We start from the raw sequence: 21,783 nt of genomic DNA on the forward strand, positions 1-21,783 counted from the left end.
TAGTGTATTTAATTCAGTTTATTATGGATAAATACAATGATAGTGAAGGTGAACATGTATCAGGAAATAAATCATCCATTGCATACATTACTCATTGAGAAAGGTCTGCATCACGCGCCAGAAAAGCTGGATACGTTCATTGAAACAGCTTATCAGGATTGTTTTTCAAGACTACAGCATGCCGCTCTAAGTGAGCATTTAATTGATCGTAACTTCCCAGTATGTTCTATTCATCACTATCTGAATGTATTGAAAAATCAGCAAAAAACAGCCAATCAATTGGATTTATTTGATCGCTGGAGTGGCTTGGAGCAAGAACTGGAAGAGAGCATATTAAATGAGGCTTTTGCTCTCGTGTATCGTCATCATTGGCAACAGACTTTAAAGATTCGAGCAAGAAACCATCCCACCTTATGGGCCTGGTTAATGGAGCATTATGACCGACAGGGAGTGATGGATTTTCTGGAGCAGTGGGGTTGTACAGGTCATCCTTATCATCCCAATTTTCGCGTGAAAAAAGGATTCAGCTCCAATGAAGTCATTCGCTATTCGCCTGAATTTAATACCCAGGTAAACATACATTGGGCCGCAATCCATTACTCAGTGGCTTTTACCTCAATAGATGAACTAAACTACCGATTGCTGTTCGCGAATCAATTTCCCAGGGAGTTTCAAAACTGGAATCAGATGCTCCTCTCGATGCAACTAAATCCTGATCATTATTTGCCTTTACCTGTACATCCCTGGCAATGGAATAATAAATTAAAAACATTGTGCTCTTCCTTAATTGACTCAAGGCGATTCATCATTATTCCTGATATTCAAAATACCAGGCCTTCAATGTCGTTTCGTACCATGATGCCAGCAGGAGCGAATAAACCTCATTTAAAATTAGCGGTTGGTGTGCATACGACTTCGGCAATGCGAACCGTTTCTCCTGCGTCAGTATATAATTCTTCAATTCTTTCAACATGGCTTGGTGAGGTATTAGCACAGCATCATAATTTTGGAGGGGCTTTGTACATTGCCAGAGATTTGGCTGGGATTAATGTCTCAGATCAGTCAATTCCTGAGCAGGATAGGAAACATGCAGCTATGTTGGTTCGTGAAAACCCATTGCACCATACGAAGGAATCGCAATACTTGATTCCTTTGGCAGCTCTGTTTGCAACCTCTCCAATCAGTCATGCTCCATTATTAACTGAATTAATTCAAAGCAGTACACTAAATCCCAGAGCATACTTTTCTGTATATTGTCATTGCGTCTTGGCTGGACAATTGTATTTATTATTACGTTATGGAATTGCCCTGGAAGCCCATCAACAAAACACGCTCATTATGATTCAAAACAATCGACCTGCAGGACTGGTCATCAGGGATTTAGGCGGAATAAAAATTTGTCATCATGAACTGTACCATCAAGTAACCAAGCCGGATTTACATCCTGAGTCCACAATTACTTGTTCTGAGTTGAACGGTTTGTCTCAAACATTCATCCATGGAAATTTTTTAAGTAATCTGACCCCCTGGATTAAGAGTTTAAATGCTGCTTATGGCTATCCTGTTGCTCAACTGTGGCTTCAGGTTCGGACAATACTAAAAGGCTTGTTAGAGCATTACCGGGAAGAGATTCACCCCACTGTTTATCGCTGGCATTATCAGCAATTATTGAGCATGCCCTGGCAACATAAAAGCCTGTTGACCATGAGACTGAATCAGGATCAGGATGAGATGAACTACTTTTCTCTAGATAATCCGTTGAGCGCTTTTAATGATTAAGTCAGTACAAAGTACCCTTTTATTGGGGCAGTTTTTTATGATCCTGGCATTGGAAATGACCAACCCATTTCTTCCTCTGTTGATTGCTTCCCAAAGTCATGTGTCTGTGGATGGACCTGTATTCTACAGCACATTGAGTTTTATCCTTCCAATGATGGCCAACATTTTAGCTGCACCTTTCTGGGGTAGGGTCGCTGACCGTTTTGGCTATAAACCGATGCTTCTTCGTGCTTGCTGGGCTTTGGTAGTGACTCAGGCAAGTATGCTCTGTGTTCACTCCGTTGAGTGGATATTGGTGATCCGCATCCTGCAGGGGGCGTTTGCAGGATTTATTGTTGCCATGCAAACCTATGCAGTGAGTCTTTGTGAATGGCATACTAAAGGCAGGCAATTATCCCGATTGCAATCAACTAAAGCAATCGCCACCGCAATTGCCGGTTTTGTTGGTGGAATAATATTGACGTTCGCTGATTATCAAGGCTTGTATGGAATAGCAAGCCTTGTGTGTTTAAGTATAACCTTGCTGATGCAATTTTGTTTACCCCCTTCAACTAAAAATAATGTACCTCATCGACCAGTAACAACCTCTTCACTTTCAGGTTCCAGAAGTATTTTTTATTTATTGTGTTTCTTAATTTCATTGACTCAAATAGCCAAATTCCTGCCAGAACCCGGTTTTTCACTCTATTTGAATCATTCGCTGACTGATAATTTAATGATGATTGGTTTGCTCTACTCAATGCCAGCTGTTGGAATGTTGTTGAGTTCGGAATGGTGTGGTCGTCAGTTTGATCGCTGTCGTAATAATCGGGAACTGGTCAATCGGTATTTGATACATTACAGCGTGTTGGGTATGGTTCTAATGATAATGCAGGCTTTTATCAGCAATTTTGTCCTTTTTGTTGTCCTTCGCATCCTTTGGGGCGTGGTTCTTGCTGCGTTACTGCCTGCTTTGTTTGCTTTGTGCTCCGATCGCGCTGTCTTGCCTGGTTATGCTCTGGGCATTGCTAATTCCTTCGCCAAAACAGGCAACCTGATTGGGTTGTTATTGGGCGGATTGCTAGCCGATTCTATTTCCTATCCGTTAATCTTTTTGGTCATTGCTGCAGTTTATGGGCTATTTGCTCTTTCGGTTCTGCTGTTTCAAGTGGTGTCTCCTGTACCCATCCAGGATAAATCTCGTTCATATGGTGATGCGATGACATGAAAAAAAGTGCTTTATTAATGGTATTATTGACCTGGTTTCTAGGGAATATGGACATTCATTTTCTTACTCCATCACTGCCCGCATTGGCAGACTATTTCTCGGTGGGAGCCCCTATGGCACAACTGACCGTCAGTCTGTTTTTGTTGGGTAAAGCGCTGAGCATGGTGATCTGGGGACTTGTTTCTGATTATTATGGCAGAAAATCAGTATTTATTGGTGGGTTAATTCTTTTTGTTTCCAGTAACTTGATTGCGTCAATTAGTTCGTCCATTTATTTTCTTTTGTTATGTCGTTTTGTTCAAGGTATAGCTGTTGGTGCCACTTTGTTGATGGGGCGGGCTATGATAAATGATACTCAGAATGAGCAAAATGCCACTCGATATTTTGCCTGGTTATTTACTTTGGCAGGTGTGTTTATTTGTTTTCTCCCTATGTTTGGCGGGCTTATAAACAGTTACTGGAGTTGGCGAGTTGCCTTGTTGATTATTGCTGCTTATGGTCTGCTTTTATTGCTCTTAAGTGGGTGTTTAGTAGAAACAAAGCCGCAAAATTTAGTGCCACAGGGTTTAAAAAAGAGCATGCTTCTGGTTTTTAGACATCCTGTCTTTGTCAGCTATTTAATGATTTCCGCGTTGATGATGGCTGGAGAATCTGCTTTTAATACCAGCGCCTCGTTTATTCTCATCAAGGGTGCTCATTTTACCAGTACGGAATATGGATCAATTAAAACAATTATGGCCATTATGCATCTATTAGGTACTGCATGCTGCGGTCTGATGGTAAGTTATTACCAAAGCGTTCAATTGACTGCCCTGGGCGTTCGTTTATTTGCCTTGTCAGCAGTGTTCATGTGGCTATTCTCTTTCACTTCAGACAATATAATCCTCAGTTTTGTTATTCCTATGATGGCCTATTATTTTGGTACAGGATTTATCGTTGCTTCAGCTACTGCATCGGTTGTTCGGCCTTTCCCCAAGCAAATGGCCATGGCTTTGGCGCTTACCTTGTTTTGTCAGTTTAACTGCTCTGCATTATTCAGTTTTATAACGAGTGTGATGGGGGTTGAGCGCGTTGAGTCTTTTATGATGGTACTGAGTTTGATCAGTGTGTTGAGTTTAATATCTTTAAAATGTCTTCGCGTGATGTCTCCACGCCAAAAGTTTGCTTTAAACTAATGGCGCTTGGATATGCTCTCAATTAATTGTCTAATTGCTTGTTCATTTGCGCATTTAGGGTTTCCAGTTCATGATCAAATTGTTCCAGCTTTTTAGCTGAGTTGGTTTTTACTGCTTCTTTTGTATCAAAGAAAGTGCCTTTAAACCCATTAGGAGTTGTAAGACCAATGGCTAAGGCAGGAATAATCGTTATTGCTGAAATGACTCCCAATACTGCTCTGATGAAGAGTGGAAAGTTATGCCAGCCACGATGTTCTGCCAATATGGGTTTGGCATTTTCTAGAGCCTGCTTGCACACTTTATTAAATTTTTGCAGGGATTCGGTTGTAATGTCATTATTAAAAAACTGGTTTCTTGCTTTGTTCAATTTATTGTTTAATTTATAAAGAGTTTGGTATAAGTGTGCATCACCATCGTTTGTTTGAGCAAGTAGAGACGTTTTTGCTTGAAGCTGTTCTAATTTGGCATTAAATTGTTCTTGAAAAGGAAGTACCTGGGCACGTAAATTGTTTTGGGTGAATTGATGTTGGGCTCGGATTGAATCTTCTTCACTAAAATCTTGTTTTAAATCAGGACGATGTTTCAATAAAAGATCAATTAACTCCAAATCCCCATTGTCTATTGCCTGGGTAAGATGATTTTTTGTAAAAATATCTTTGTATGATGGATTTACTGTAAATTGACGATCCAAATTTTGGTAGTAGTTTGCAAATAGTGTTTTAAATAGAGCGGCCTTTTCTGGCTCCTTTGTACTTAACTGTTCTGCCCATTGTCTGGCAGTTCTGCCTCCAAAAGGGATTTCCCCGGTTTTGTAAATATAATTTGGAGGAACAATCGTTCTCGAATGAATATTGGCTCCTGCCGTCATTAACAGTGAAGCTGCCTCAATTTGCCCCGTTCTGCATACCCAAAGAAAGGCAGTTTGTTGCATGGTATCTTTATATTCAAGCAACTCCGGTCGATGTTGCAAGATGAGTCTGATTAGTTTTAAATCACCACTTTGAGCGGCCTTTATTAATGCTTCTCCTTCAATGTATTTGGCATATTCCGGATCTTTTTTGAGAAAAAGCTGAACTAAATGGGTAGGGATAGGGTTTTGTTTTAGAGCGGTTCTAATGGCTTTAGAGGAGCATTCTAGCTGGCTGTGTTCAATGAGGAGCGCAGCTTGTGAGTATTGTTTATTCGTAATCGTTTCAGTGATAAGTTGTATTACCTGAGTATTTGACAGATCGCGAATCAAGGGGGGTAAAACATCGGGTTCTAATTGTTCTTTCAACATTTTGTTGAGTAATTCCCTGACATTTTTAAACGCAACTGCGCGGTTCATATAGTCATGGCGGTTTGTATAAAAGGTTTCAAAATGTAAAGCAGAGGCTTGTTGCTGCTGTTCCGGGCTGTTTAGGTTGCTGTCTTCAGTAATGGGTACTATGCTCCAGCAAAGGCGCCCACCCATGACCAGATAATTAGTGTTGTGAACTGTTTCTGCTGTGCAGGCCAATCGTAATTCGTCATAATGGTCTGCCTCAAGGTGATGAATTGAGATTTCAAATGTGGCTTCAATTATCAATTGATATTCTTCGTCTGAGAGTTGAAACTCTTCTGACATGATTCTTCTGAATTCTTTTTCATTGGTGCAAAGAGTGGTTATCAACTGATTTAATTGTTCTGAATCCTGAATTAGATTGATAAAAGATTTTGCAATTTCTTTATTTTTTAATCTGAGTTCCAGAATACATAAATAGAGAAAGGTCTGTAATATGAATAATTTATAGGTTGATTTTTTATCTTCGCGGTAGTTATGAGGATCTGGATGGTTTTCTTCATATTGATTTACAGCATTTTGGTAGATGGCTTCAAAAGATTTTTGCTGGATTGATGTCGGTTCTTTAAGAATGTTTGCATTGTTAAATACTGATTCTATAGCCTCAGTTATTTCCTTGTCGCTCCATTCATTAAAATCATTATCTATCTCGGTTAGATAGCCGAAATTTTCTTCCATGTTTTCAAATAGTTCTTCATTTTGATTGGCTAAAGAGCTGTCTTTTTTTTGCAGGTACTGGTAAATGTTAATAAACAGTTCTTTGGGGCTTTTGTTTTCATTTCTATTAAGATAATCGCGAATGTTGCTTATTTTTTGTATGGCCTTGGGAATTAAATCGAGTCGATTCTTTTTTGCGGGTGTTTTAGTTTGGGACAGTGCATCAAGATAGTCATTGATTAATATTTTAGGTATGAGTTTGCGGGATGGATTTTCCCCCGAGTTTGTCAGACTCAAAATATTGGGTAAATTTAATGTCCTGTTACCATCAGGTCTTACTTTAACAATAAATTCTCCTTTGGCCACAAAAAGATCTTCTCCGTGCTCGAGAGCGGATTTCATTTCTTCATAACCGGGATTACCCGTTTGAAATGTATCGACTTGTTTACTTAATCCATTCAGGTTTTCTATTAATGTGAATAAAAATTTTTGTTGATTGGGCGAGAGGTTATTATTCGAGATTAATTGGTTTAAATCTTTAATCAAGTTAGGGAATTGGTTGCTGAATGTATTGGAGTTCCATGTGAATATTCCTCCAAAGAATTTTTTTCTCTCCAGATCTGCTTTACAGGTGTTATCGCCAAATAAATGAAGCGCCATTGTTTTATCACCAGTTTTTGACATAGTCCCGGTAATTTTTTGTGCCCCGGTTAATGGAATAATAATGGTGAGCTCACCTGCTTTATCTATGTGGAGAAATGGATATTTTTGGAAAATTCGAAATAAATTATCTTTAAAAGGAATCATTTATCGGACTCTTGAGTTGATATGGTTACATTATAGATAGCGGAGATTAAGGCAAAATTAAGAGCGCTATGTTTTTATATGTAGCAATCGGTTTTAATTAAGATCGGAGCGCTTTAATTAAAACACAATAATGCAATACTGAGCAGTACAATAACAAATACGGTTGTTTTGTTATGTCTATTGCTGCCGGACTCAGCTGAATTGATGTGTTTGGCGATATGATTATGATGTTTCATGAGGATATAAGTCCCTTTCTTGATCACTCTTCTGTTTATTCTAGCTTATTAATGACACTTCATATGAAGCTCTAAGAAATAGCTCATTCGATTTGGTCTATAATTAAAATGAATTGATATTGCGATAGAAACCACGCAGGACAGGACTGACGAAAAACTGCAAGCCGAGATGTACATGATTACTGTATTGGGATATGAACTACATGATAAAATGAGGCACAATCATAATATTGACACTTATCACGCGTTGAGGCTAAAAGATAAGCGTAAAGTTTTATTAAAAATTCCCAATAATAATTTCACTTCTTCAGAAAATCTCGCTATTTTGCAGCATGAATTTCATGTGTTACAAACTGTAAATGCTCCTCCAATAATTAAAGCCTATGATTTTTTACCTAATACGCCCGCTCCCATTTTGATTCTTGAGCATGTAGAAGGGCAGTTATTAAGTTCTTATATTCTGGATCATACTCTCGAGCTTGGTGATTTTTTCGATCTGGCGATCCAATTGGTTGATATTGTTGGAGAATTGCATCAAAGGAATATTATTCATAAGGAAATACGGCCTTTCAATATTGTTATCGATACACAGAATCTGACCCTAAAATTAATCGACTTGAGCGCTTCTACAAAATTGACTGAAGAGTCCTTTGATTCGTCGAGTTTTGAACAATTTAGTGAGGGACTTGCTTATATTTCCCCCGAGCAAACAGGACGAATCAACAGGCCAGTAGATTATCGAACCGATTTTTATTCACTGGGTATTACATTCTATGAGATGCTGACCAATCAGTTGCCCTTTCAAACACGTAACAGCCAAGAGTTAATTGAACAACAGATCACTAAAAAACCGCTGTCTGTATTGGCTGTTCGACGAAACATCCCCAAAATGCTGGCAGCAATTATTGATAAATTATTAGAAAAAATGCCAGAGGATCGGTATTCAAGCTTCATAGGTATAAAGTCGGATATTGTGGATTGCTATAAGCAGTGGGTGGTCAAGCGACATGTCACCGAATACTCACTTGGAACAAAAGACATCAGGGACCATTTGAGTATGTCGCACAATTTATATGGCCGTGAACATGAAGTACAACAACTTTTTGATGCGTATAAAAGAGTAAGTCAGGCTTCATCTGAAATTGTACTTATTGCCGGGTATTCTGGTGTAGGAAAAACCGCTGTTGTCAGGGAAGTAATTAATTCAATAGTTGAGCAGCATGGATATTTTATCCAGGGTAAATACGATCAACTCCGAAGGAGTATGCCTTACAGCGCGATTGTGACTGCGTTTCAAAATCTGGTCAAACAGGTTTTGGCTGAGCATGAGGGAAAACTTGAAGGGCTAAAAAATCAATTATTGCATTCATTGGGAACCATTGGGCAAATTGTTATCGATGTTATTCCTGAGGTGGGGTTAATTATAGGTGAGCAACCTGATGTACCTCAATTAAATCCTGTTGATGCACAAATCCGGTTTAATCTGGTGTTTCAAAATTTTGTGCGCGTGTTTGCAACAGAGGAACATCCCTTGGTGATTTTTTTGGACGATTTGCAATGGGCGGACAATTCATCTCTTAGCTTTATTGAAAATTTACTAAGCGATTCAGACACTCAATATTTGTTGATTATCGGAGCTTATCGGGATAATGAAATCAATGAAAATCATCCGTTGCAACTTTGTTTAAATCATTTAAATACGAGTCATGTACCCCACACTCATTTCACTTTACAGTCATTAAATTTGAACAATGTTCAACAATTATTACAAGATGCATTAGCGAGTTCCATCGAAAGGGTTCAAAGTCTTGCTGACTGCGTTTTTGAAAAAACACAAGGAAATCCATTTTTTATTAATGAATTTTTAAAGCTTATCTATCAGCAACAGCTGCTTACTTTTTCTTATGATCAGGGGATTTGGGAGTGGAATTTAGAGGAGATAAAGCGGCAAAGTGCCGATGATAATGTCATTAATCTGATTACAGCCAAAATTCATCTGCTTTCAAAACCGGGCCAGGAACTGTTAAAACTTGCATCATGCTTTGGTCATCAATTTGATTTAAAAACACTTCTTGTTATCAACGATCATTCCGTCAGTAATACTGCCGAACAATTATGGCAGGCAATAAATGCTAATTTAATTATTCCTCTCGACGAGTCCTATAAGACTTTGGGCTTGGTCGGGTTAAATGAAACTGTTTCGGATTTGGATCTTGGTAATTTACGGTATCGATTTGCTCATGACCGAATTCAACAGGCATCATATGACCTTATTGCGTCACAGGACAGGCCTGCCATTCATTTGAAAATTGGCCGGTTATTATTAAAACAACAACCACTGGATAAATATGAAGATCGATTGTTCACTGTGCTGAAACATTTTAATCAAAGTATTCTTTTAGTTGATGATACTGAAGAGAGACATCTACTGGCTCAATATAATTACTGGGCAGGTCAAAAAGCGAAAATGGAATCCGCTTATGATGCAGCAAACGAACATCTATCAGCAGGTATTGAATTTTTGGAGCCGGTTAATTGGAGTAAAAATTATACTTTAGCATTTCAGTTGTATCAGGAATGTGCGGGTTGTAAATATCTGCTTGGTGACTTTATAGCTGCTGATCTTTATTTTTCTGAACTTTTAAATCATGCACAATGCGCTACAGATCGTCTTGAAGTCTATCGATTGAAAATAGAAATGCTCTCTGTTTTGGGTAAACATACAGAGGCTTTGCATATGGGGTTGGCGGCATTACGCGAATACAATATAAACATCCCGGAAAAGCCGAATATACTGCATTTGTTGATTGCTGTTTATAAAATTAAATTTCAGTTAAGAAATACCAAAATAGAACAAGTTTATTTGCCTCCAATGACTGACGTACAACAAAAGGCCATTGTTAACCTAATCACTCAATTGTTAAATAGCGCCTTTAATATTAATCAAAAACTCTTCGTTATTTTAACGTGTAAAAATATGAGTTTGAGTTTCAAATATGGATATACCGAAAGTACTTCGATGTCCATTCCAGTTTATGCTTTTATTATTATGCATTCACTTAATTTATATGATGAAGCCATCTCTTTTGTTCGTTTATACGACCGGTTGAAGCAAGAGTATGGAGCATCAGATTTTGAAGGAAAAAATCAGTTTGTATTAGGTACTTTTATTCAGCCCTATCAAACTTCCTTTGAAGAGTGTAACCGTACCGTCAATAATGCATTCAGATTATGTTGTGATTCAGGTGATTTGGTTTACAGTAATTACAGCAAATTATTACTGGTTCTTCACGCCATATCAGCTGGACATAATCTGGATGAGGTAAAAAAGAATATCAGTTTGGCTTTGTCGTTTATGAACCGAGTCAAGATCACTGATTTTATTACGGTAGCAAAATTCTGGGAATTTTTAGTGCAATATTTGGAGGATGGGGAATTTGCGGGGATTAACAAGACTGAATTATTTGAAGAAGAGATAAAAAATGGAAAAAGTAAAACGGAGTTAAGTTTTTTTTACAGTACATTGACTCGTTTGAATTTTTTACTAGGTCGTTATGAGGAAGCGGTTCTATCAGGTGAACAGCATGAGGTTTATGCTGAATACGATAAAGGTTTAGTGAGCCATTTGGATGGCAAATTTTTTTTTGCTCTTGCGCTATTTTCTTATCTTCCTCAAATACCTAAAGCTAAAAGAAAGGGATATTTAAAAAAATTAAAACGATTGGCGTTTTTTATTGATAAATACGCCTCCTGGTGTCCTGGTAATTACAAAGTTTATGCATTGCTTATAGCGAGTGAATTGGCTTGTCTGGATAAAGCTCATGATAAAGCACTTGCGCTCTGTGAACAATCAATTAAATTAGCACTTTCCAGTGGATTGATTCTGATTGCAGCGATAGCCAGTGAACGGGCGGCTCTTATTTGCCTTGACATGAAGATTGAACGAGTAGCTAAATTCTATTTATGTAATGCACACCGATATTATAAGGATTGGGGCGCTGTAACCAAAGTTAAATTATTGGAAGAAACCTATCCTGCCTTATTACTCAATTACTGCGGTTCGAGTGATGAGTCGGCTGTATCAAACCCTACTTATGCCTTTGGCGATACAAAAAACCTGGATATGTTGGCCATTTTAAAGTTTTCCCAGTTAATCTCGGGTGAAATTCGTCTGGATCGTCTATTGCAAAGGCTTTTGGTCATTGTTTTGGAATTATCTAATGCTGAGCGTTGTGTTCTTTTAAAGAAAATGGAGGACCGGTGGATTGTACTGGCTGAGGGGAATCTGGTACATCAAGCTATTTATCTAAATGGCCTCGAAGCTGCTGATGCAGTTAACGTATATCCAAAATTCATCCTGAATTATGTGGAACAAACGCAACAGCCGATTATTTTGAATGATGCGGCTCAATCAGAATTCTCCGGTCAGGATCCTTATGTGATGGAAAAAAATCCCAAGGCACTCTTGATGATGCCTCTATTGTTCAAAAGCCAATGTACGAGAATACTGTATTTGGAACATCGGAGTATGAGTAATCTATTTACATCTGATCATTTAAACAGTTTGCATTTATTAATGGCTCAAATCATGAATTCACTGGAAAACAGTCGTATGTTTTATGAAGTGACTCATGATGGGTTAACCGGGCTTTCCAATCGCAATATGCTGTATGAACTGTTCCAGGTATCCACAAAACAATTAACGCGAACTCAAGGTACGGTGGCTTTGATTGTTATAGAGATGAATCATTTCAAATCCATTAATGAGCGCTATGGGTATGAAGTGGGAGATCAGTTATTGATTCATATTGCATCTAAGCTAAAGGTCAATTTGCGCAAGGGGGATATTTTGGCACGCATAGGTGGGGATGAGTTTGTGGTGATGCTTACAAATGCACCATCAAACGCTTTCCTTGCATCTCTTATTGAACAATTGATTCAGGATCTAATAATACCAGTGCACATTATGGAGCAATTAATTCAAATATCAGTAAATGCAGGAGTTAGCCTGTATCCCGTTCATGGAACTGATATTCAATCCTTAATTAAATTGGCTGAAATGGCGATGAATCAATCCAGACAAATAGGAGTAAATCGATTCAAAATTTATACAGCACATCGTGATGATGAATTGAATCCAAGGGATAAAAAGCAATAGCCAACGGCCCATAATCAGCATTAAATCAGATCGAGAACCCTTTAAAATTCCAGGCTGCTAATCCTGAAGCGATGACACAATAGCTCCTGGATTATGATCTATACTTTAGATTATTACTCAATCGATATTATTGTGTATACCCCAAACGAAAAAAAAACAGGATTAGGATACGATGACGTCATCGGTATGGATCAATACCATTTAATTCCTATGATAAATGCCTATTTGGAACATCAAGGGAAAATACAACTAAAAGCGGGAAATGAGGGCATTTGTCATGGTTTGTCCACGGTTTACTGTAAATTTGTTTTAGAAGGAAAACAGGACGAATTTATTCAGATTATCCAGGCCATTATAAAAAAAGCTGGAGCAATTGGTTTGATTAAAAAAGGCCAGGTAGCTGAAGGAACGCAATTATTCAATGAACCGGGTAATATTAGCGACAGTCAGATTAATAAATTCATTGGCGATGCCCTCTTTGCTTTGTTACCTGAGGTATTCGATAAGCGTTATGCTCAGGATGATAGTGTTAATTTATTAGGAGTTTCAATACCAGTGAACGATGCACACGGTCATTTGACAGGTGCTCACGTCTCAAAACCGATGCAAAAGGTATATAATCTTGGGCTGATCGCTAAAACAGAAGAATGGTCCAGGATTTTTGAACAAATGAAGGCTAATGAAACCTCATGGACTGTTTCCTCTTTTCAACACACGATTGCGATTTCAGTACAAGATGGACAATTTCATGTTTATGATCCTAATGATAGAAAAATCAGGATCTGTAAGAACGGTGAGGAACTTGCTAGTCTGTTAGCAAGTGACAGTTTTGGTCCCGATAGAAAGAAACAATCTTTAACTCAAATGCCGTTAACCATCAATGTGATGGCTCATCCAGCGAAACAAATCAGTTATGATTTTCCTGACAAAACACAGTTAGTCAACGGACTGATAAAAGAAGATCCTGATTTCCTCAGTCGAACGATTAATATTCATTTGTCGCATTTTGATTTGTTATCAGTTGCTGCGATGCAAAATGATGTCGAGATGATTAACGTGTTGTTTGAATCAGGAGTAACCGGTTCCGACATGGCTTTGGCTCGAGCAGCGAAGCATAACCGGATGGAAGCAATTGACGTTTTATTGCGGCCAGAATATAAGGATAAAATGGAAGGCCTGGAATCCGGTTTTCTGAATTCTACATACGATAAAGCATGTGAAAATGCGGTAGAGGAAGGAAGGCTGGAAGCCTTGAAAAGACTGTTACAGAATGAAGAAATTGGCACAAGGTTTAATACGTGCATTCAGACTGCTTATATTCAAAAAAGATACATGCAGTTGGCAGCTAAATCCAACAATCCTGAATGCCTGGAATACGTCATTTCTTTGATAGAAAAAAATAATCCGGGCATTGACATTCCTAATCTCATAACTGCCTCTAAGGCACTACCCAAAGCTATTGCATCTGGAAATACTCGTTGTGTTGAGCTGTTAAAAGAGAAAGCAGGCCTTGAGCCATCAGTACAGAGAATTGCCACTTCGGTGAGCAAAGATAGTGCTTTAAATGAAAGGACTCCAATGACATTCCTTGACTCATTCACACCGTTTACTCAGTTTTTAAAAACGATGTTTACTGGTGCTCTGAACGCCTTCACAAAGCTTATCTCAATAAACAGAATTCCTGATGAAACTAAATCTATGAACTCGGAACAGATGGGCACACAAAAAAGATTTAAGGATTCCGTATTGGGTATGAGAGATCCTGAGGTTTCAGAGCCAATTCAGGAAAAAGACACTACAGATACTTCAAATAAAATGAATTGAATTGACAGGGTAACTATCTGGTGGATCAGGCGATTGTATGTCACTTTGAGTCGCTTTAATTCAATTGCCTGATGGCAAGGACGAACGGATTCTTTTTGAAAAATCATCACTATGATTAGCATCCTGAGCCGCTTTGTTAATTTGCGAACGTTGGCGCAAAATTTCAAACGGTACTGAAGTATTTAACCAGCCATTATCATAGAGATAACTGTCAAGCCAACCATTCAGATAGTGGTTCATGTTCACATGGCCAACTCGCCCTGCTTTATTTGCATAGCGTATGATGTTTATGGTGCAACTATTGCTGAGTAAATGGTAGAACTCAGCACGTTCAGCAAGTTCATTGATTCTCGCAAGATATATCATAAAGAGTTTGCGCGCATTCTCTGGAGAAATATTAATGTGATAGAGATACGTTTTCTCACCTCGATAATTCGTACGCACTCGAACCAGGTCTCGTTCATCACCAACAACATATATCAGCTCAAATTGTTTAAAAAGTGAAGCAATAAAAATAGGAAAATAGTTAAGCAAAATAAAGTTCTGAACGGTGTAAATTCACCATTAACCCTTCATCCAGAATATTTAGATGAGTTAGCGCAATATGTTAAAATCTCTAAATCAGAAAAAGATGATTTTCGTCAGGAACATTTGAGAAGAACCCAATTAAAAAAGAATCAGGATTAGTTTTTTGTGAAGAACTGATTAACCAGGCTAAGCGTCGACATATTGATGTGATCATTGTCTGGAAACTGGATAGATGAACAGCTGATGTAAAAGATATGGTTGGAAAAAAATACTCAATTTTCTAGAAAAAAATGTATATGATTTGAATCTTGATAGTGTCTCGAGCAGCATAGAAATTGTAGATCTAACCGATCACTACTATAAACTATTATAGAAATTTGTTTTGATTTTTGATGTCCTAAAATCCGATGAATATTAATAGTTATTAACCGTAAACAATTAATCTGAATTAAAATTTTAACTCCCATTAACCAAAGCTGGAATATAATGACGGGGTATTACTCTTGTTGACAATAAAGTAGACTGGCGCTATTGTCCTGAAAGTTCTTAATATTGCGAACTATTGTTTATTAAAGAGACAGAGATGATTATTTATTCCTCGACAACTTTTGAGGCGCTCACTCAGCATTTTAATCTCAGTGGGCTTTCTATGAGCTTGAGTAAAATTCTTGCTTTTTTTTTGGTGTCAGAAGATAAAGTGATTGCAATGAAGGCGATGGTCGAACAACTCGGGATTGCCAAAAGCACAGTCAGTGTAGAAGTGGCACGATTAGAACAAATGCAATTTATTGAAAAAACATTTAAACCTAATCAGCGCGGTCACTATTATCGGTTAAAACCCAACCTATGGAGTAGTGCACTTGCAAAAAAGCAAGCTGAATTATCCGCGCTCCAATCTATATTACAAAGAGCTGAGAAAGAATTTAACTCAGTACCTAACTCCCTCAAAGAGTTGCAACAATATGTCGCTTTCATGGAACAAGAGTGGCCACAGTTAATTGCCAAATGGCAACAATACAAACGAGACAACAATGACTGATAAACTTCCAATGCAATCACAAGAAATAACTATCGAAAGCGATTTCAAACTCTCTGGCACGCTCACCTTGCCTGCAACATCAAGCACAAAGCCATTTCCGGCAGTATTATTTATTCCCGGTTCAGGCAAAGTTGACCGGAATGTGAATATACCCCAGTTGCAGACCAATATTTTTAAATTATTGACAGAATTTTTTAGTGAACTTGGTTTTATCACACTACGATTGGATAAAAGAGGTTGCGGAAAAAGTGGAGGTAATTACCTTGAAGCTGCTAGGGCTAGGGGTCGGCAAGGCGGTAGACCAGAAAAACTTAATAATGAGCAGAAGGAACTAGTAAAAACCCTTTATGCTAATAAAAAACATTCCATTCAATCCATATGCAAGATGGTGGGTGTGGGAAAGACTACACTGTATAAATATATTAATCAGTAAAGTGGAGTAATAATCATAGCTTGGTTGACAGATTGGTTTCTATGACTAGGCTGTTAAATACTTGAGGCAGCCTTGTGATTGACGCTCCGCTCATTTCAATTGTGTATTTCGACATTTATCAGAACAGTATTTTACCTCATCCCATACCTTCTCCCACTTTTTCCGCCATTTGAAAGGTCTGGCACACACCACACATATTTTTTCTGGCAAATGGTGTTTTTTTATTCCCTTAGGCATAAGCCTCCCTCTATTTCTTTAAAATCAAGCGACAACTAGCGCAAGAATAAACGTGAAAATAACAATCAAAGTAGCGTAGCAACGTGTTTGAAAATAATCAGGAGTTATTTCATCATGTTTAAATAAATGATAATCAATAAACAATAAAACTAAAAAAGCAACAATAAAAACAGCCATTAGCCATTTAAAAGGAAGCAATAGAAAGGCAAACCATAGAACCAGGACAATCACGTTACTCAATATGGACAAAACAGAACACCATTTTCCCTTAAGGTGAAGATGCTGCCCCCAATGTGCTCCCGCCAAAAAAACAGCGATAACTAAAGCATAAGAACACATAATATTTTTGACTGCCCCAGGCCAGGATAGATTATCCCCATACAATAGAAGCCAAAAAGCGCTCGCAATAAAGGGGATTGTTCCTGCGTAGGTCAGGAAAGGGTAGCTTTTTTTCATTTATTTTTCTCGCAGGTTTTGAGGTATAGCGGATTAAAATTTAAATGAACGTTCTACGTCATTTAAATTTTAATCGACTGAAAGAGAACATTGATTTTATCCCAGTCTTTAGGAAGATGATAGACAATACCATTGTTATTGAACAACCCAAGACTTCGCCAAAACTCTTTAGGGTGTTGATTAGAAAACTCCAGCAATTCACTGATAAATACCCTGTCCCCCTCCTCGGTAACAACATTCAGTCTTAATGGGTGTAAGAAAGCGATAAGAGTAAACAATACCCCGTTTTGTTTACCTTTATTTCAATAAAATCAAAAAGCACTAATATTAAAGAAAGGGAAAATTCGAGTTTTAATATGAAAATTAGGAATTGGGTGATTAAAAGGGCTACGGAAAATGCTGGATTAAGGTTCGTAAAACAAGTTGTCTCAGAGATGTGGTATTCAGATTTTCAGGGATTTGATCATGAAAATGACGATGGTATAGATGGTTTCATTAATTTAAGAATAAAGGGAGTTGATACAGGAGGACTCGTATATGTACAAGTTAAATCAGGTAATTCGTATAAAAAAATAATTAAGAAGCGTCCCAATTTTATATGCCTTCATTTAGGAGAAAATCATATTTGTGATCATAAAGAAAGATGGCTTAGAAAAGAATTACCTGTCATCTTAATTTATGTAAAGCAGAATAGAAAAAAAACTAAAGCCTATTGGGTGGATTTGAGATCTGAAGAAAGTTATTGTTCTGAGAACAAACATATAATATTAATTCCTAAGCATCAAATATTTAACTCTCATAGCAAAGGGGTTTTATTAAAATTATCTGGAGTGAAATCCCTTCACTATTACTTGCCAACTATTAATATGTCTAGAGAAGAAATTTCGTTTCTCGGGCTTTCCGAACCTATTAAAACTGGAGCCAGAAAATAGTACAAAAACTGGGTTGAATTGGAAAAATTAGAAAGATTTAATACCAATTTTGGTGAAATAACTGTTAATCGTGTTGATTGGCGACATATTTCTAGGCCAGGGCGGAAACCAGAGAGAATAATTAAATCTTGGTTATTATTAGGTGCTGCAAAAAAGATTATTAAAGAAGTAAACTTTTATCACCGCTTAGGTAGAGCCACCAAAAAGGAATATGGGCAATGTGATTATAAATATTATGATGCTAGTTTAAAGCTGGTGGATTACATTGGTTTACGTGCAAAAATAAATTTCCCTCATAGGGATTCGGCAAAATCTGGTTTTATAGCGTTTATGAAAAAAGAGTTATTCATTGTGAGTATAGTGTGCTTATTACCCGTACAGATAACTAACTCCAGCCAGTTTTTTCAGGTGTAGGCAGAGCTTTTTCCCTGACAAGGATAAAAAGCACATATTAAGTATAGGTATTTATTTTATAGTAATGCGTATTCCATTGCTAATTTGATTGTTTATTGGGCATTTGCAGTGGAAGAATTTAATTTTTGTGTTATCATATATGATAACAATAATAAGAATATACTATGACTTGGAAAGTAGAGTTTTATAATGAATCAGTTGAAAAGGCTATATTAGATATGCCTCTAAAGATTCAAGCTCGGATGCTCAAATTATTAGAGTTAATCGAAGAGCATGGAGCAAATTTAGGTTCGCCACATACAGAACCTATGGGAGATGGTCTTTTTGAAATTAGAGCTAAGGCTCAGGAAGGAATAGGAAGATCCTTATAATGTTATATGAAAGGACATCATATTATTGTGTTACATGCTTTTGTTAAAAAGAGCAATAAAACTCCTAAGTTTGAACTTGATTTAGCAAAGAAAAGAAAAGCGGAGGTCGAAAATGAGTCTTCAAAGTCTAAAAGATAAGGCATTTCTAAATCCTGAAGTAAAAGCTGAGTATGATCTATTAGAATCAGAATTTGCTTTAATAGATACACTCCTTTCTATGCGGAAAAAATCTGGGTTAACTCAAGATGAAGTTGCTAAAAGAATGGGTACTCAAAAAGGTAATATTTCCAGATTAGAAAAAGGTAGTAGTAATCCAAGTTGGAAAACTATACAAAATTATGCTCATGCATGCGGATTTGAAATTTCTATGAAAATTAAAACAATGTATCCGAGTCATAAGCGAGTGCTTTAAGATCAATAGAGTTGACAATGTATTTTATTGATACCCATGTGTCAACCTCTTAAACTCTAGTCTGACACTTTTATGTTTTCATGGTTAAAATAATTTCAGGAAAGAAAATTGCCTGGTTCCGGCAAATGTGGGTCAGCAGTCCGGTATCGGGCAAGCATCAGATGAGTTCGGTTTTGTGCTCGTTTAACAACGGCAGTGTCCTGTACTCTGTTACCCTGCCCGAATCCGACGCGGTACGTGCCTCGGTTGCCAGCTGGCGCGATGAACAGGGCAAAGCGGTTACCATGTCACAGTTTTTAACGGTGCAGGGCGGCGCCGACAACCATTGGCGGATCCGGGTTCCTGCTCCCAAAGTTGATTTATCTCTTGATAATCTGCTGGATAAAATTGACATTGGTCAGCAACGGATACTTGGCTTTACCGAGGCTCCCTTACCTGGCATTTGCGCCATTAGTTTTGATGAGATCAACTAGAGCGCCGATTGATTTAACAATGTACATAAGGCCGTAGGTTGGATCTAGGCCCAACAATGGATCTCCTTGCAGTAGCAGGATCTTTAACATATCGAACGATACAAATCGTTCTACTCAGGATTCAATGAATCAGGGTCTGTTGACAATAGCTTTCCATCAGCCTGCGTACCGGGCTTTATGCGCGGTATCCAGACAATATTGAGCAATTCCCGGAATCTTATTGCACACTTGGACCCCGCGAACGAGTCGCGGGGTGTAGGGATCTGAATTGTCAACACGCCCTAATCAAATCATGCTTCTTTTTTCGAGACCACCCTGGTAACACAGGAGTCGTATCAGAAAATACAGACTGGATGGCACTGCAGGGAGATCCCTCGCTGCGCTCGGGATGTCGTGATGAGTTACCAAAAAAGAAAGATGGACAATAATGAAGCAGCAGTAGGTTGTTAAATCATTCGGCGCTCCAGGCAATGACCCTGACGCTGTTTTTAAATGACAGGAGAGCTGCTTGCCGCCGGGCACTCCTCTTCAGCCGACTCTCTCTCAGAGAAAGAAAATAATCCGATACGAAGAAGAGGGACTGGGGCTACGATTGTCGTCGGTTGAGTGGCCCTTATAAGCCCTTTGGACTCAGGAAACAGTGCATCAAATGTTTCTGGTGAGAGGCTGATAGAGGGTACGTTAGTACCGAACAGGTTATAAGCCAGCGATATTTTTCCAGTATCTTGTATCTCGGCCAGGCCTTCCCGTACCTTGTTCATAACAAACTCGGCTTGCCTGGGGTTTGATTTTTTATACACCCTTAATACCTGCCGATTCATGTACGCCCAAATGGTTTCGTTTGGATTGCTATCCTCAATATTATTGAGTCGCTGCACGATTTTGGCATAAAACATAATCATAAAGTCTTTGAGTATTGCTTTATTTCGGGCCTGATTGCTTAGTGGGGTGGCAGGATTTTTGTGTTCATCAAATGACTTCCAGAAATTACCCATGACATGCTCGTTAAAATAGCTTTTTTTGGCTTCCGGATCAGAAATAGCAGCAACGTCCAACAGATTGATTTTTGCCAAATGTCGATAGTCGGTTATGTTTCTAATCGAAAATTCTTTACAGTGTTCGATTGAATCCATTACGTTTTGTCTGGCCTCGCTGATTTTGTTTTGAGACAGGTTGAGATGCCAGGAATAAGTCAGTGCTTCCATTTTAAAATCTGGGTTTGGAAGAATGAGCAGAAGATTGTTTAATTTTTCTGTAGCCTGGCTGAGTACATCGCCCTGATTTAATACTAAAGCGACATGCCCCAGCAGCACGCATGCGCGTTGCAGCTCCATAATGAGTACTTTATTATGATGTTCAGTGCTTACTGCACTATCAAAACCCGCTAAATAATCCTCGTATGTTTTAATAGAATCCAGTAAGGCATCTAAGGCCCTCTGATAACGCTCGGCCCTTGGTATGGCATCATCACGTATAATTGTGCTGGCATATTTACGTTGGCAATACGCTTTATCTGCAGGTAATTCACTGGCATTAACCGCAGCCAGGTAGAGAGCGGATGCTTTCTTGATAGCTCGTTCATCAGAGCGATCAGTGGGGTTCTCCAAAAACATCGTGAATTGTTTTGTTGCTTGCCGAATGAAATATAAGCTTTCCCTCGAATCAACATTGTAGATCAGTGTTATTGGTTTAAAACGGCCAAGCCTGAACATATTTAATATAGCCTGATTATTTAATGATGCGGCTGATCATACAAGCTAATTATTAAGGTAATATTAAGTCAGACGGATTAAAAAAGACGCTCTATTAGCCTTGAATTTTACCTGATACCCTAAGACGCCTGCGTACCGCGGACAAGCACCGGTCATATCATTACCCACAAGTATCTAAACCATTGTTTGTCGTTCCCGCGAAATCGGGAATCTATCCATTACTTGAGCACTTTGCCTGATTATGAATAGATTCCCGCCTGAGCTGAAACGACCTTTACGCTTTATGACTTGGTTTTAGTCAGCTGTATTCTATTTGAACTCTGATGAAATCGCCCTGAAGACGCTTGGTGCGACTTCATTAACAGAGCACTTCTGGAAGTCCATTAAGCTCACTCAGAGTCCAGAGAAAAGACTAGATGGGAGATTGTATCAGCGGGGATTGTTCACTCAAAGGCTCCGCCACATGTTAAGGCTGAGGATTAAAAAAGCTCATAATTTTCTGATGCAGAAGCTTCCCGATGATAAGAAAAATAAAACGGATCTTTTAACGCGATATAAATTTATGCCTCTAAAGCTGTCGTCACTTTTTGTAGTTACTTAATGCTTCTGGAT

The 21,783-nt window shown here is 38.2% G+C and carries 18 protein-coding genes and 1 pseudogene; 12 read left to right on the forward strand and 7 right to left on the reverse strand.

Going from position 1 to position 21,783, the window contains the following annotated elements; translation table 11 throughout:
* Window positions 1–36: 36 nt before the first annotated feature.
* Genes G543_RS0106225 through G543_RS0106235 form a run of 3 tightly spaced genes read left to right on the forward strand, consistent with a single transcriptional unit; the run spans window position 37 to window position 4,161 of the window.
* On the forward strand, window positions 37–1,779 hold the full coding sequence (locus G543_RS0106225) for an IucA/IucC family protein (RefSeq protein WP_028383777.1): 1,743 nt from the start codon (window positions 37–39) through the stop codon (window positions 1,777–1,779).
* Complete coding sequence (locus tag G543_RS0106230) at window positions 1,772–2,986, forward strand: MFS transporter (protein WP_028383778.1); 1,215 nt, start codon at window positions 1,772–1,774, stop codon at window positions 2,984–2,986. Before G543_RS0106225 ends, G543_RS0106230 begins: the two co-directional genes overlap by 8 nt.
* Complete coding sequence (locus G543_RS0106235) at window positions 2,983–4,161, forward strand: MFS transporter (RefSeq protein ID WP_028383779.1); 1,179 nt, start codon at window positions 2,983–2,985, stop codon at window positions 4,159–4,161. Before G543_RS0106230 ends, G543_RS0106235 begins: the two co-directional genes overlap by 4 nt.
* Window positions 4,162–4,183: 22 nt before the next feature.
* Here the strand turns inward: G543_RS0106235 and ankF are convergent, their stop codons facing one another.
* Both ankF and G543_RS19410 read right to left on the reverse strand, forming a co-directional pair.
* Complete coding sequence (gene ankF / locus G543_RS0106240; RefSeq protein ID WP_028383780.1) at window positions 4,184–6,946, reverse strand: Dot/Icm T4SS effector AnkF/LegA14/Ceg31; 2,763 nt, start codon at window positions 6,944–6,946, stop codon at window positions 4,184–4,186.
* A gap of 113 nt (window positions 6,947–7,059) precedes the next feature.
* Entirely contained in the window at window positions 7,060–7,182 is a 123-nt protein-coding gene (locus G543_RS19410) for a hypothetical protein (protein WP_274519370.1), read from the reverse strand.
* Between the two features lie 175 nt (window positions 7,183–7,357).
* On the opposite strand from G543_RS19410, the gene G543_RS17215 reads away from it, so the two are divergent.
* Together G543_RS17215 and G543_RS17220 are read left to right on the forward strand one after the other, a co-directional pair.
* On the forward strand, window positions 7,358–12,340 hold the full coding sequence (locus tag G543_RS17215; protein ID WP_051190605.1) for an AAA family ATPase: 4,983 nt from the start codon (window positions 7,358–7,360) through the stop codon (window positions 12,338–12,340).
* A 93-nt stretch (window positions 12,341–12,433) separates the two neighbouring features.
* Complete coding sequence (locus tag G543_RS17220; protein ID WP_035921560.1) at window positions 12,434–14,164, forward strand: ankyrin repeat domain-containing protein; 1,731 nt, start codon at window positions 12,434–12,436, stop codon at window positions 14,162–14,164.
* A gap of 60 nt (window positions 14,165–14,224) precedes the next feature.
* Here G543_RS17220 and G543_RS17225 read toward each other — a convergent pair whose 3' ends face one another.
* A complete protein-coding gene (locus tag G543_RS17225) occupies window positions 14,225–14,698 on the reverse strand; it encodes a lipoprotein N-acyltransferase Lnb domain-containing protein (RefSeq protein WP_051190606.1) in 474 nt (157 codons plus the stop codon).
* 643 nt (window positions 14,699–15,341) lie between these two features.
* On the opposite strand from G543_RS17225, the gene G543_RS0106255 reads away from it, so the two are divergent.
* Complete coding sequence (locus tag G543_RS0106255) at window positions 15,342–15,731, forward strand: hypothetical protein (protein ID WP_133141330.1); 390 nt, start codon at window positions 15,342–15,344, stop codon at window positions 15,729–15,731.
* Entirely contained in the window at window positions 15,724–16,164 is a 441-nt protein-coding gene (locus G543_RS19315) for a helix-turn-helix domain-containing protein (RefSeq protein WP_028383782.1), read from the forward strand. The genes G543_RS0106255 and G543_RS19315 overlap by 8 nt, the downstream gene beginning before the upstream one ends.
* Before the next feature lie 90 nt (window positions 16,165–16,254).
* On the opposite strand, the gene G543_RS19485 is transcribed toward G543_RS19315, so the two are convergent.
* The 3 genes from G543_RS19485 to G543_RS19100 form a co-directional block, all read right to left on the reverse strand.
* Window positions 16,255–16,401, reverse strand: coding sequence for a DUF2256 domain-containing protein (locus tag G543_RS19485; protein ID WP_081675632.1), 147 nt, complete (start codon window positions 16,399–16,401; stop codon window positions 16,255–16,257).
* A 24-nt stretch (window positions 16,402–16,425) separates the two neighbouring features.
* The gene (locus G543_RS0106270) at window positions 16,426–16,857 is read right to left on the reverse strand and encodes a DUF3429 domain-containing protein (RefSeq protein ID WP_028383783.1); all 432 of its coding nucleotides are present in this window, start codon (window positions 16,855–16,857) and stop codon (window positions 16,426–16,428) included.
* A gap of 62 nt (window positions 16,858–16,919) precedes the next feature.
* Window positions 16,920–17,135, reverse strand: coding sequence for a hypothetical protein (locus G543_RS19100; protein ID WP_133141331.1), 216 nt, complete (start codon window positions 17,133–17,135; stop codon window positions 16,920–16,922).
* A gap of 78 nt (window positions 17,136–17,213) precedes the next feature.
* Between G543_RS19100 and G543_RS0106280 the strand changes: the two genes are divergently transcribed.
* The 5 genes and pseudogenes from G543_RS0106280 (at window position 17,214) to G543_RS0106300 (ending at window position 19,459) form a co-directional block, all read left to right on the forward strand.
* A complete protein-coding gene (locus G543_RS0106280) occupies window positions 17,214–17,789 on the forward strand; it encodes a DUF4365 domain-containing protein (RefSeq protein WP_028383785.1) in 576 nt (191 codons plus the stop codon).
* A gap of 18 nt (window positions 17,790–17,807) precedes the next feature.
* Window positions 17,808–18,203, forward strand: a complete 396-nt coding sequence (locus G543_RS0106285; RefSeq protein ID WP_028383786.1) for a hypothetical protein — start codon at window positions 17,808–17,810, stop codon at window positions 18,201–18,203.
* A 218-nt stretch (window positions 18,204–18,421) separates the two neighbouring features.
* Window positions 18,422–18,712: pseudogene (locus tag G543_RS17230) on the forward strand (type II toxin-antitoxin system RelE/ParE family toxin).
* Complete coding sequence (locus tag G543_RS0106295) at window positions 18,687–18,986, forward strand: helix-turn-helix domain-containing protein (RefSeq protein ID WP_028383787.1); 300 nt, start codon at window positions 18,687–18,689, stop codon at window positions 18,984–18,986. The pseudogene G543_RS17230 and the gene G543_RS0106295 overlap by 26 nt, the downstream one beginning before the upstream one ends.
* 80 nt (window positions 18,987–19,066) lie before the next feature.
* Window positions 19,067–19,459, forward strand: a complete 393-nt coding sequence (locus G543_RS0106300) for a hypothetical protein (protein WP_133141332.1) — start codon at window positions 19,067–19,069, stop codon at window positions 19,457–19,459.
* Between the two features lie 488 nt (window positions 19,460–19,947).
* Here G543_RS0106300 and G543_RS0106305 read toward each other — a convergent pair whose 3' ends face one another.
* Window positions 19,948–21,072, reverse strand: coding sequence for a hypothetical protein (locus G543_RS0106305; protein WP_133141333.1), 1,125 nt, complete (start codon window positions 21,070–21,072; stop codon window positions 19,948–19,950).
* Window positions 21,073–21,783: the final 711 nt, after the last annotated feature.

It is taken from the genome of Legionella moravica DSM 19234, from assembly GCF_000423305.1.
Taxonomy (GTDB): Bacteria; Pseudomonadota; Gammaproteobacteria; order Legionellales; family Legionellaceae; genus Legionella; species Legionella moravica.